Raw genomic sequence first — 11,487 nt, 5'->3', positions numbered from 1 at the left:
AAATCCAATTGTTTCGGAAGCATCCGAAACAAGATGGAAAACTAAGAACGGCACATCGTGTGCCAACGTTTTCCTGACCAACATCCTGTTGTCCCGAAGCCGCACCCCCAGGAAAGCGTCCAGCCAGAACGGAAATCCACCCCAAGTTATGGTGAAGAACCATTAAAAAAGACGTTATTCTGCGATAGCTGCAAAATAACGTCTTACCTCTTATTTTTTTGCTACTTTCACTGGCTTGAAGAGTGAGAGTAGATAGATAACAAAACCGGCAATACCGATACCTAAAATAGTAAGGAACGAACCACCTGTATAGAAGCCGCTGCCGAAGTAGAAGATTTCTCGTAGACCTTCTGACGCGAAACGGATAGGAACCCAAGGGCGAATGAAGTTTACAAAAAAGTCTGGAAGCATTTCTTGTGGCGTCATGAGTACTCCCATACCTAAAAGCATGACTACCATAAACAATGTAATAGCTGGCTTACCAATCCAAGCTGTAATTGCAGATACTAATAAAAAGAAGCAGAACGCTGCAAAGGACACAAAGAAAGCAACTAGGAAGTAGCTAGGCATGTTAATCCCAGCGATAGATGCTAAAGTTGCCACGGTGAAGCCTGAAAACAGGGCAACAAAAACACCAAATAATAATTGTTCACCCATTAAACGTAATGTTTGTTTACGAGTTAGCATTTCTCTTTTTAGAATGCTAGAAGTAGCCAAGAATAAAACGAAACCACCAATTAATGCTCCTACCCAAGCAGGCACTGCCATTAAAGTAGGTGCACTACCATTTGCTGTAGCGGCAGTAATAGGGTTAAATACTTGTTCTTTCGAGATAATCGGATTCACTAGTACTGCAGCTTTGTCAGCATCGATTTTTTGGTCGCCCAATTGTTCGATAAAGTTAGCAGAGTATTGTCCGCTTACCTGAGTGATTAAACCGTTTAAGGCTGTTTTAGCGAAGTTAGCACCTGTCGCGTTAAAGCCTTGGTTAATATATACTTCTAATGTTGCGGCACTGTTGTTTGTTAAAGCGTTTTGTACGGCATCATTATAGCCTTCTGGAATAACTAATGCGCCATAATATTTCTTATCATCAAATAGCTTTTCAATATTCTCTAGTTTTTCTTCCGTAAAAGCTAACGTAGGTTCTTTACCGTCTATGCCGATACTAATTTGTTGCACGGCCGCTTTTACAGCATCTACATGATTACCTTCATCATTCACAATGAGTGCGACTGGTAGATTTCTTACTTGAGGATCTCCTTGTGCAAATAAGTTTACTGAGAATAGTGCAATGATTAATATAACAGCGATGGGTGCTGCCCATGCTAATTTTTCTTTAAATAGTCTCAAGCGATCTTCGTCCCTTCTTAATTATGAACACACTGTTTAGTGGTTTCTATTAATTTTATGATTTACAATAAAGCAAAGCAATCAACAAAATGAACATATTGTTCAATTTTGAAAGGGGGATGTTTTTGAGCACTTATTTAGAGAAAAATCGTAAAACAAAAGAGCTTATACAAAAATCGTTTATTCAAATTTTAGAGGAGAAGTCATTCGAATCCATTACAGTTGGAGACATTGCGAAGCAAGCAAAAATAAATAGAGGAACATTTTATTTACACTATAAGGATAAATTTGACCTGCTAGATCAAATTGAACAGCAATTATTTAATGACTTAGGGGATCATATTGATAAATTACAGTCAAATTATTCTTCTACCAATACATTTGAAGCAGGGCAGGAGCAGCTTGCTGCGGCCCTGTTCGACTCTATAAAGAAGCATTCACCATTATTAAAGATTTTTTTAAACGACCACGGAAGAGCAGGCTTTCACCTTAGATTTAGGGAAGCTTTTTCAGAAAAGGTACGTATAAACCTGGAGAAAAATGAAGTATTTACTGCCGATTTAACTGTTCCAATGGAGTACTTTTTATCATTCATTACATCGGCTTTTTTAGGATTAATCGAGCAATGGGTTCAAAATGGTTTAGATAAAACTCCAGAAGAGATGACCAAGTTATATATTGATATTATTTTATTTATTAAAAGTAATAAGGGTGTTTGAGAAATAAATCCTAACAAGAGGGGGGCCTTTAAGATGAATGAATGTCAGCTGTGTCATTTAGAGTTAATGCCTACACAAACGATAATGCTGGAAAATGAGCATTGTATGTTTTTGCAACTGGAGGATGCTCGTAAGAAAGGTATGCCACTTGAGGGTGCTGGAATTATTGTACCGAAAATACATAGAGAGACAGCTTTTGATTTAACGATAGAAGAGTGGAATGCTACCTATGAGCTTCTACAGGAAGTAAAACAGTATTTAGATGAGGTTTATGACCCAAGTGGCTATAATCTAGGCTGGAATTGTGGAGAAATCGCAGGACAACATATCATGCATGCGCATTTTCATGTGTTGCCACGGTACAAGGATGAGTCATTAGCAGGTAAAGGTATACGATATATGTTCAAGGGTGAAAAAAATAAAAGAAATGAGAAGTAAAAATAGGAAGAGAATGGATGAAAAAGTGGGTAGATGAGCTGTGTACAATCTTGCTGTTTATATTCAAATGAAGAGGTTTGATAGAATACCAAAAGTGCCAAGACCGTTATATGGACTTGGCACAAAAATACACATTACTTTATATTAATTACAATAGGCTCCAACTCGATTTCAATATGTCCTTTCCCATAAAGTAAGCTTGCAACTTCCGCAGGCTGGATAATGAGTTGGGTTGCATCTTTATGAATCACTCCAAAGGATGTTGTTCCTTTAAATGTTTTATAATCATCGTCTGTTGTGCCAGCTCCCCCAGTACCATCCATATATTTATTTCCTAGATTATCTGTGATATAGAAAACAGGCGAAACACTCTCCCACTCCTTTAGCAAACTATCCTGAACTGACTGATGGTATGAAATAATCGTGGATACATCTGTAAATTCTATGGATGAAAGAGTGAAGCTCACTTCAGAATTTGAAATAGTTTTATTCAATAGCTGTAAGTTACCTTCTAATCGATTTAGTGAAAAGTCAAATGACCAATCACCCTCTACTTCGGTATTTGTGACAGGGTTGTAAAATGCTTTAGGCTCCCATGTAATGTTAACTGTTTCAGGATATTCATTGCTTTTAAAGTGAGGTGTAAAACTGGAAAAGCCCACATAACGGGAATCACTAATCTTTGAAATGCCACCAGTACCTCCACTCCCCTTAGAACCGGCTACTTCAAACCAATTAGGAGCGCGAACATGAATAGTATCACCAAAATCGTGTTCTGTTTCTATGGCATAAGACACTGTAATATTTGTGCCATCATACACTGCGTTATCAATCATAATAGTCATACCGTTGTCAGTTTGAACCATTCCAATTTCACTAGAAAAAGACTCGAAGTTAGTGTATTGCTTATTTTCATCGTTTATATAGTGAATCACATTGTCCATAAATGGTAACTGGGATGCCACAGAAGGAAAAGCAAAGTTTGTTGCAGCTACTGCGCTAATTAGTATTGCTGCTGCAGCCACAAATTTCTTCCATGCCGTCCCCTTCTTTTGTTTATTTAATACATGATTTTTCACTCGTTTTTTTTCTGACTCTGAAACCTGTTCTAATTCCATTTGGTCTATATCAAGTTTTACCCATTCCTTTATACTCATACAAACCTCTCCTTTAGCTTTGTATTATTAGCCAAAGCCTTTTTCCCGCGATATAGCCTATTATCAACAGCGGCTTTTGTTATTCCTAGGGAGTCTGCGATTTCGCCATTCGAAAGTTCAAGATAATATTTCATAATAAATACATGACGATCTAACTCTGAAAACTCACTAAGCGCAAACAGAATTTCATTTTTATCTTCCTTACGCATGATTTGTTGCTCTGTTTGAAGTAAGCTTGCTTTTTCATTAAGTAGTATATCTGGTTGCTCAATGGTCTGCTGTTTTTCAGCACGTCGGTCTATTGCTTTATATTTTGCAATCATACCTATCCATTTTTTAAAATCCTCTTGGTCACCTTTAAACTGTTTGCTATTTTCCCACACAGAAAGAAATACATCGTTTACACATTCATCAATATCTGCTCGCTTTTTATTGTGTAGGATTTTGATTGTTATCGTTTTAACCAGAGGCATATATTGATCAATAATATATTCTAGTGCATCTTCTTTTTGTTTTCTTAATCTCAAAATAAAATTCTTAGGGGTACTTTTCATCGACTCCGCTCCTTATATAAATTAAAAAAGCTTTTTCGTTAATTACAACGAACGGTAGGCTAACTTATTCTTAAAAACTTTTGAAAAAAAATCAGAGGTATTGTTAAAGCGTCTATTTGTTTGAGAGTAGCACCCCTAAAAGATAGAATATTTAGATTAAAATGCTACAATTAATTTTATTTATAGTAAAGTTAAATTTGTATAATCGATATAACTTTACTTGCAGATGGGTGATATAGAGAGAATATAATTCCTATAAAATTATTATTTAGGTTCATCACCAAAAGTTTTGGGATGACATTCAACCCCAAGTTATGGTGAATAACATTATTTAAGTGGAGAAACTAATTAAGGATTTAATCAATCTCAAGATATCTAAGTCACATATGAAGGAGACAAAAAATGAAACAGCTATATATAAAGCAAAAGGTTTTTAGTTTAAGTGGTAAGTTTACCGTAAAGGATCAGCAGGAGAGGGATGTTTATTACGTGGAGGGCAGTTTTCTGAGAGTGCCCAAGACTTTTTCCATTATGAATAAGGCAAGAGAGGAGGTTGCGTTAATTACTAAAAAGGTATTTAGCTTTTTGCCTAAGTTTTTTGTAGAAGTGAATGGGCGAGAGATATTGACGATTCAAAAGGAATTTTCCTTTTTTAAAGCACGCTATACGATTCAGGCGGCGAATATGGAGGTGCGTGGCAATTGGTGGGATATGAATTTTCAGGTATTTCAAGATGGTGAAGTGGTTGGCAGTGTAAGTAAGGAATGGTTCACTTGGGGTGATAGCTACAAGGTGGAAGTGTTAAAAGACGAGATGGAAACGATGATCATTGCAATTGTTGTGGCAATTGATTGTGTGAAAGCTGATGAAGCTGCCGCAGCTTCTACGTGATGTAATCATACAGAGTAAAAAACAGGCACATGTCCTACTTGATGGTAGGATATGTGCCTGTCTAAATTTTATTTTTTATCTTCTTCAGCTTCCATAAACGGTTTGTTTAAGTAATGGTACATGAATGCCATGAACAATGTTCCACCAATAAGGTTTCCGAATGTTACAGGAATAATATTGTGTAAGACATCACTAAATGTCACTGCATCTGGATGCTGAGTTGCCATTGTCACACCAAAGGTAACAAAATTAGCGATACTATGTTCATAACCGGATACAAAGAAACCGAAAACTAGAAACAGCATTACGGCAATTTTTGCAGTCTCTCCCTGAATACGATAAGGAAGGAAAAAGGCAAGGCATACAAGCCAGTTACATAGAATACCACGGAAAAACAATTCGGACGTCGGTGCAGATGTTTTTCCTTCAGCTACACTTACTAAAAAGCTGTTTACAGAAGGATCTTTGAATAGCCCGGTTGCAAAAATCAACAGTGCAAATAAAACTGCTCCAATGATATTTCCAACGTAGCTGTATAACCATAACCTTCCGACATCTTTCCAGCCCAATTGCTTGCGAATAGCACCATAGGTATAGTAAAAGGTATCTCCAGTGAACAGAATACCCCCGCCATAATAAATCAAGATAATAGCAATACCAAATGTAAAGGCTGCAACTGGATATGCAAAGGGAGAATGTTCTAAGTAAAAGTAATTACCCGTTTTAAACGCTACAATAACGCCAAAACCAATGAATAAACTTGCAAGTATAGCTCTTAAAAGATAATTGAGAGAGCTACTTTGATGAATAAATAACCTCTTTTGAGCCAGAGCTTCTATTTTGGATAATGCTTCTTTTTCCAATTCAAATCACCACACTATTTAAATTTAGATCGATTTTTCCAATCATCTTAAGTTGTCCTATATCTGTTTTTACATACATAGTGGACAGCACATTATTTTAAAATAATTAATGGATAAACAAGAGGAGAAAACGAGGGATTTTTAGGACATTTTTGCGCATTTTAAATAGATGTGAGTTTTGTTAAGGAGATTGTATAGGTATTAAGAGAATAACAAGAGAGAGGTAAAAATACTTGGAAGAAATAAGTGTAAAAGGAATTTCTAATTGAAGACAGAAAAAAACTTGGGACAATTGACGTCCCAAGCTACTTCTTATTTTTTCGCTAAATTCAAAGCAATATCTGCTTTTTCTAAATCATGTTCCATTTGCTCGTCCAAATCGTATGCATGATACATTTCGTTTTTAATCATATATTGAGCAATCTTGTCATGAGTATCAATTGCTATATCTAGCTCACGACGTAGTAGCTTCTTCACAGAAGGAGTAGCTGTTTCAGTGATAGCTGTCGCAAGGTTACGAACAGCGGCTTTAGATGTGATCAATAAATCAGTTGCAATTGCTAAGTCGTCAATCATTGCCATTTCTTGTTGTTCATTTTTTGTTTCTTCTTTTTTAGTAGCCATGTAATATTCCTCCTGTTCATTTATTTACTTGCATCTGCAAGGACTTTTCGTAAATCTTTAATAGCCTTCGTAGAAAGCTCTAAATCTTCTTCAATAATTTCCTTTAATTTCTTATCTTGAACTAGATCCACAAATAATTTACTTTTTGTTACGCAAGCAGTTTTGAAAATCAGCACTTCATGTACCTCTAATTGTTCATGTAAAGCAAGCTCCTTGGTAGCCATTGTATTACCTCCTAGTTCTTTTTTTGTCCTTATTCGTTTACCCCGCCTGAAAATTTTTAATCATTTTACTAGCTTGTTAGATTATATTTGAAAGAGGTATAAGAGAGGGCTATGCTAGAGATAAGAAAAGTGAGGGGGAGCCTATATGGATGTGTTTATTGTAACTGGTACAACGAACGGAATCGGTAAGGAACTAGTGAAGCAACTATTAAAGCAGGGGAAAATAGTGTTTGGAATTTCTAGAAGTGAGAGTGATATCAACCACGAAAACTATCTCCATACCAAGCTAGATCTAGCTGAAAGTTTTTTGCTGGAGCCCGAAATGAAACAAATACTGGGAAAAGCGTTGAATAACGCTTCCACTTTAACGTTAATTAATAATGCGGGAACGATTGAACCTATTGGATTAGCTGGTAATTTAAGAGCAGAAGATATTACTAAGAGTATTGCGGTTAATTTAACAGCACCTATGATTTTAACAAGTACCTTTATTAAAGGAAGTACAGCAAGCGGTATTCCAAAGCGAGTGCTACAAATCTCCTCTGGCGCAGGAAGAAAAGGCTATGAGGGTTGGAGCTGCTATTGTGCAGGGAAAGCAGGGTTAGACCGATTTACAGAGGCAGTGCAGCTTGAAGAGGCGAATAAACCGTATGGCGTTCGTCTTGTTTCAATAGCACCAGGCATCATCGATACAAATATGCAGGGAAAAATAAGATCCTCCTCTGAGGAAGAATTTCCGTTAGTTGACCGTTTTAAAGATTACAAAGCTTCCGGACAGCTTAGCAGTGCAGAAGAGGTAGCGAGAAAGCTTATAGAATTTGTGCAAAGCGATCGTTTTGAGAAAGCGGAGGTACTATCAGACTTACGTATTCTGTAAACAATCCCATTTTATCTTTTGGAGGAAATCCGATACAATAGAGAGAGAGTCTTAAGGTAGTGAAATGGAGGACTAGTTGTGCAAGAAGTAGCAACATTACAAAAAGAAGCCATGGACATGCTGAAGAAAACAAGCAGAACCTTTTATATCCCAATTACTTTTTTAGAGCCTACGCTAAAAAAAGCGGTTGCTTCTGCTTATTTGTGCATGCGTGCCATAGATGAAATTGAAGACCATGAAACATTGGATCCTGATGCTAAGCAATCTATCTTACGTGCTACTAGCCAATTGTTATTAAATGATAGTTTCGATGAAAAAAGATATGGAGAGCTTGTCGCTCCTTATGAGGATATATTACCAGCAGTTTCTTTACGTTTAGGTGATTGGTTAAAGATATGCCCGAGTGATTTACTTCAAACAGTGAAAAACTACACTAGTGAAATGGCAGAAGGAATGGCCAAATGGGTAGAGAAGAACTGGCAAGTAAAAACCAAGGAAGATTTAGATGAGTATACATACTATGTTGCAGGTCTTGTAGGTGTTATGCTCTCTGATCTTTGGAAATGGAATGCAAACATAGAGGCAGATCGGGAACTGGCAATTGCCTATGGAAGAGGACTTCAAGCGGTCAATATCCTTCGTAACAAAGACGAGGACAAAGAGCGTGGTGTGCAGTTCTTCCCAGAGGGCTGGACAAGAGCAGATATGTTTGCGTACGCCGAAGGTAACTTGGCAAAAGCAGATGAATACATCAAGAGCATTGATCGCAAGAGTATCCTGCTTTTCTGTAAGCTGCCATTAGCGCTAGCACATAAAACATTGAAAGCACTGAAAAACGGAAAAGAAAAAATGTCTCGTTCAGAGGTAGAGGAAACAGTACAAGAGGTACAAGCTGAGGTATAAATAGAAACTTAAAAGCTGCTGTCTGTCATATTACAGATGGAAGCTTTTTTATTTCCCCGTGCTCTTCTCATGCTCAATAAAAATGTAATTTAAATCCAGATAATTTAGAGGGGAATATGAATGTTTTATAGAAATAGATAGGATGAAAAAAGTATATTCTCTCCTTTTTGTTGTAGCGATTGTTTTCGTGGGATTTGGCATGTTTAACTTTTTCCTTTATGAGGAAGCTGAAGAGTTTTTCAATTTTCCTATTCCTAAAAGTGCTGAAATTATGAAGAAGGAAGAAAATGTGATAGTTCTAAAATGGGCGGGTGCGTCAGGAGATGAAGGTATTACGAAGTTTTATGAGTTATATCTGAAAAAGGAAGGGTGGGAAGTTCGAGAACGGGAAGGAGCCTCTGTACTTTATGTGAAGGAAGGAAAGGAAATAGATCTTCTAATGCATACTGATGAACTAACTATTATAAAAAAGAGTAATTCAATCTTTTTAACAAAATGCACCCGACAAGAGAGACTTTTTAGGGTGTCTCTTGTCGGATATAGATATGTTTCTAGAAATATTTTATTTCACTCGAATAAACAATACCTTTAAGTAATTACCTTCTTTAAATAAAGGACTTGTTTTAAAGTCACTTGGCAAGGAGTATTCCTCTTCGATTTCGTAGCGGAGATTACTATCCTTAAATGCCTTATCTACAAAGCTTTTAAACTTTTTCATTCCAAAGGTAGCGTTATTGGTGGATGCAACAATCACTCCGTTTTTATTCGTAAGGGAAATAGCATCCTTCAATAGTTTCGTATAATCCTTTGAGGAGCTGAAGGTATATTTTTTAGAACGAGCAAAGCTTGGTGGGTCTAAGATAACTAAATCAAAGGATAGTTCTTTACGTTTTGCATATTTAAAGTACTCAAAAACATCCATTACGACAATATCCTGTTGTGATGGATCAATACCATTGACCTCAAACTGCTCAGTTGTTTTGCTTAAGCTTCTTTTTGCTAAATCGACGCTAGTAGTTTTTTTAGCTCCGCCACTAGCTGCAAAAACAGAGAATGCGCCTGTGTAAGAGAAAGTATTTAGGACTGTTTTTCCTTTGGAATAAGTATCTCTAATCTTCTTCCGAACATCTCGTTGATCCAAAAATACGCCAACCATTGCGCCATCATTTAAATAGATAGCAAAGCTTTGACCATTTTCCTTCACAATTAAAGGGAATTCGCCTCTTTCCCCAGAGACAAAATCATCATCCTCCACATATTGCCCCTTTGTGTCAAAGCGCTTCTTCTCGTAGATACCTTTATATTCAGTACTAGACTCAAGTGCCTCTAATATCATCTTCTTAAAGGAATAGATTCCTTCACTGTACCAGCTAATCAAGTAATAGCCATCAAAATAATCGATGGTTAATCCACCTATCCCATCACCTTCACCGTTAAACACTCGAAAGGCCGTTGTATCTGGATTTTGGAAGTATTCTTTACGATATTCAAGCGCAGCTTTGATTTTTCGCTGAAAGAACTTAGAGTCTATCGTTTCCGCTTCATTTTTTGTCAGTACCCAGCCAAGTCCTTTGTTTTGATGACCAATATAGCCCTTGGCGATAAACTTGCCGGAGGGATTTTGAAGCTTTACAATGGCCCCTTCCTCTAACGAATCTATACGAGGAAATCCTTCCTTGTGTAAGATAGGAACCCCTCTCTGTAAATCATTTGCAGTTGTCTCGTTTACTTTTATAGCTAATTCTTGTTTCAAATATATTCATCCTTCATTTTGAGTTTCTATCATTATCACATACAAAAACTAATATACAAAGGAGGGTGCTTTGGTAGGTACAAGTTTAAGAGAGATTTGGATTGTATATTTTTAAACTGCAGAAGTATTTATGTAATAACTTTCCTTCTCCCAGATGAATACGGTTGGTCCAATATTATCCTTACGAAAAAGTTAGTTAGATTTGAAAAGTGCTTGTTGTTAAAATATTTTTGTAAAATATGTACGAGGTGAGACACTATATGGCAAAGGAAAATGTATTAATTGTGTACTTCAAAACAGAAAGTGAAGCGTTTCAAGCCTTTACGGAAATTTGTCAAAATACTTTTTCGAGAGAAAAAGATATTTTAATAGAGCAAGCGTCACTTATTAAGAGAGAAAATGGCAATATAATTGGAAAGGATCATTTTACTAATGAACAAAAGAAAAGTGAAGGTGCTGTAATTGGTTCGATTATAGGTAGCTTTATTGGTCTTTTAGGTGGTCCAATAGGTGTGCTATTAGGGTTGGGCGTAGGTGCTTCCCTTGGTACACTTCCATCGATTGATGAAGAGGAGGAAAACGCAGGGATCCTTCATTCGGTGACAAGTCGTTTACAAGACAATGATGTGGCAATTTTAGCTGTAATTCAGGAAGAAGATGAGGCAAAGCTTGATGACTATTTCGCTAAATTCGATACGATGATTGTTCGCTATGACGCACATGTCATCGAAGAAGAAATAGAGTATGCCGAAGAATTGCAAGAAGAATTAGCTTATCAAGCTCGAATTCAAATGAAACACGATCGTTCTGAGGAACGAAAACACAGAGTCGAAGAAAAAAGAGAGCAAATTCGTGCTCGCTTTGAAGCGTTAAAAGAAAAGTTAAAATCTTAGTCATTGGAGAACATCACATAGCTATGTGATTAGTTTTTTGTAAAAGTTACATATTGGGTAAGGATATGCGAAGGCACTTATGATTTGGCAGAATGAAGTGACCCCTAAAAGTTAGACACGGTTATTTCATCTAGGCAGCTTGTGTAAAATGAGTTCGGTACTGTACCGGACTCATTTTTAATTTTGCCTTTATGCGTTTCGTGTTGTAATACTTTATATACTTTTCTAATTCGACCTT

At 36.7% G+C, this 11,487-nt stretch carries 15 protein-coding genes; 7 read left to right on the top strand and 8 right to left on the bottom strand.

Annotated elements, in window-relative coordinates; genetic code table 11:
* Window positions 1-210 precede the first annotated feature (210 nt).
* A complete protein-coding gene (locus AC1ECF_RS17480) occupies window positions 211-1,353 on the bottom strand; it encodes a YhgE/Pip domain-containing protein (protein ID WP_480390716.1) in 1,143 nt (380 codons plus the stop codon).
* Between the two features lie 125 nt (window positions 1,354-1,478).
* Here AC1ECF_RS17480 and AC1ECF_RS17475 point away from each other — a divergent pair, with 125 nt between their 5' ends.
* Both AC1ECF_RS17475 and AC1ECF_RS17470 read left to right on the top strand, forming a co-directional pair.
* A complete protein-coding gene (locus AC1ECF_RS17475) occupies window positions 1,479-2,072 on the top strand; it encodes a TetR/AcrR family transcriptional regulator (protein WP_480390715.1) in 594 nt (197 codons plus the stop codon).
* A gap of 33 nt (window positions 2,073-2,105) precedes the next feature.
* Complete coding sequence (locus AC1ECF_RS17470) at window positions 2,106-2,510, top strand: HIT family protein (protein WP_480390714.1); 405 nt, start codon at window positions 2,106-2,108, stop codon at window positions 2,508-2,510.
* 134 nt (window positions 2,511-2,644) lie between these two features.
* On the opposite strand, the gene AC1ECF_RS17465 is transcribed toward AC1ECF_RS17470, so the two are convergent.
* Together AC1ECF_RS17465 and AC1ECF_RS17460 are read right to left on the bottom strand one after the other, a co-directional pair.
* Window positions 2,645-3,667 (bottom strand): DUF4179 domain-containing protein, encoded by a 1,023-nt coding sequence (locus tag AC1ECF_RS17465; RefSeq protein ID WP_480390713.1) that lies wholly within the window; start codon window positions 3,665-3,667, stop codon window positions 2,645-2,647.
* Entirely contained in the window at window positions 3,664-4,221 is a 558-nt protein-coding gene (locus AC1ECF_RS17460; protein WP_480390712.1) for a sigma-70 family RNA polymerase sigma factor, read from the bottom strand. Before AC1ECF_RS17460 ends, AC1ECF_RS17465 begins: the two co-directional genes overlap by 4 nt.
* 402 nt (window positions 4,222-4,623) lie before the next feature.
* Here AC1ECF_RS17460 and AC1ECF_RS17455 point away from each other — a divergent pair, with 402 nt between their 5' ends.
* Window positions 4,624-5,112, top strand: coding sequence for an LURP-one-related/scramblase family protein (locus AC1ECF_RS17455; RefSeq protein WP_480390711.1), 489 nt, complete (start codon window positions 4,624-4,626; stop codon window positions 5,110-5,112).
* A 68-nt stretch (window positions 5,113-5,180) separates the two neighbouring features.
* Here the strand turns inward: AC1ECF_RS17455 and AC1ECF_RS17450 are convergent, their stop codons facing one another.
* From AC1ECF_RS17450 to AC1ECF_RS17440, 3 genes are all read right to left on the bottom strand, one after another.
* Entirely contained in the window at window positions 5,181-5,975 is a 795-nt protein-coding gene (locus tag AC1ECF_RS17450; protein WP_480390710.1) for a formate/nitrite transporter family protein, read from the bottom strand.
* Between the two features lie 312 nt (window positions 5,976-6,287).
* Window positions 6,288-6,599: a spore coat protein gene (locus tag AC1ECF_RS17445; RefSeq protein ID WP_480390709.1), complete on the bottom strand. Its 312-nt coding sequence runs from the start codon at window positions 6,597-6,599 to the stop codon at window positions 6,288-6,290.
* Between the two features lie 20 nt (window positions 6,600-6,619).
* Entirely contained in the window at window positions 6,620-6,823 is a 204-nt protein-coding gene (locus tag AC1ECF_RS17440) for a spore coat protein (protein WP_480390708.1), read from the bottom strand.
* 145 nt (window positions 6,824-6,968) lie between these two features.
* On the opposite strand from AC1ECF_RS17440, the gene AC1ECF_RS17435 reads away from it, so the two are divergent.
* From AC1ECF_RS17435 to AC1ECF_RS17425, 3 genes are all read left to right on the top strand, one after another.
* The gene (locus AC1ECF_RS17435; protein ID WP_480390707.1) at window positions 6,969-7,700 is read left to right on the top strand and encodes an SDR family NAD(P)-dependent oxidoreductase; all 732 of its coding nucleotides are present in this window, start codon (window positions 6,969-6,971) and stop codon (window positions 7,698-7,700) included.
* 78 nt (window positions 7,701-7,778) lie between these two features.
* Entirely contained in the window at window positions 7,779-8,603 is an 825-nt protein-coding gene (locus AC1ECF_RS17430; protein WP_480390706.1) for a squalene/phytoene synthase family protein, read from the top strand.
* A gap of 142 nt (window positions 8,604-8,745) precedes the next feature.
* Entirely contained in the window at window positions 8,746-9,195 is a 450-nt protein-coding gene (locus AC1ECF_RS17425) for a hypothetical protein (RefSeq protein ID WP_480390705.1), read from the top strand.
* On the opposite strand, the gene AC1ECF_RS17420 is transcribed toward AC1ECF_RS17425, so the two are convergent.
* Complete coding sequence (locus AC1ECF_RS17420) at window positions 9,166-10,356, bottom strand: class I SAM-dependent rRNA methyltransferase (RefSeq protein WP_480390704.1); 1,191 nt, start codon at window positions 10,354-10,356, stop codon at window positions 9,166-9,168. The genes AC1ECF_RS17425 and AC1ECF_RS17420 overlap by 30 nt on opposite strands.
* A 260-nt stretch (window positions 10,357-10,616) precedes the next feature.
* Between AC1ECF_RS17420 and AC1ECF_RS17415 the strand changes: the two genes are divergently transcribed.
* Window positions 10,617-11,249, top strand: coding sequence for a hypothetical protein (locus AC1ECF_RS17415; protein WP_480390703.1), 633 nt, complete (start codon window positions 10,617-10,619; stop codon window positions 11,247-11,249).
* Between the two features lie 130 nt (window positions 11,250-11,379).
* Here AC1ECF_RS17415 and AC1ECF_RS17410 read toward each other — a convergent pair.
* A partial coding sequence (locus AC1ECF_RS17410) for an IS3 family transposase (RefSeq protein WP_480390717.1) occupies window positions 11,380-11,487 on the bottom strand: 108 nt, incomplete at its 5' end.

It is taken from the genome of Psychrobacillus sp. Z3-81 (genome assembly GCF_056620325.1).
This window is presented reverse-complemented; position numbering and strand designations above follow the sequence as displayed.

Excerpts from the sequence above, each read along its gene's own strand:
- AC1ECF_RS17460 (WP_480390712.1), bottom strand. The coding sequence starts at position 4,221 with ATGAAAAGTACCCCTAAGAATTTTATTTTGAGATTAAGAAAACAAAAA.
- AC1ECF_RS17465 (WP_480390713.1), bottom strand. The coding sequence starts at position 3,667 with ATGAGTATAAAGGAATGGGTAAAACTTGATATAGACCAAATGGAATTA.
- AC1ECF_RS17435 (WP_480390707.1), top strand. The coding sequence starts at position 6,969 with ATGGATGTGTTTATTGTAACTGGTACAACGAACGGAATCGGTAAGGAA.
- AC1ECF_RS17470 (WP_480390714.1), top strand. The coding sequence starts at position 2,106 with ATGAATGAATGTCAGCTGTGTCATTTAGAGTTAATGCCTACACAAACG.
- AC1ECF_RS17445 (WP_480390709.1), bottom strand. The coding sequence starts at position 6,599 with ATGGCTACTAAAAAAGAAGAAACAAAAAATGAACAACAAGAAATGGCA.
- AC1ECF_RS17440 (WP_480390708.1), bottom strand. The coding sequence starts at position 6,823 with ATGGCTACCAAGGAGCTTGCTTTACATGAACAATTAGAGGTACATGAA.
- AC1ECF_RS17455 (WP_480390711.1), top strand. The coding sequence starts at position 4,624 with ATGAAACAGCTATATATAAAGCAAAAGGTTTTTAGTTTAAGTGGTAAG.
- AC1ECF_RS17425 (WP_480390705.1), top strand. The coding sequence starts at position 8,746 with ATGAAAAAAGTATATTCTCTCCTTTTTGTTGTAGCGATTGTTTTCGTG.
- AC1ECF_RS17415 (WP_480390703.1), top strand. The coding sequence starts at position 10,617 with ATGGCAAAGGAAAATGTATTAATTGTGTACTTCAAAACAGAAAGTGAA.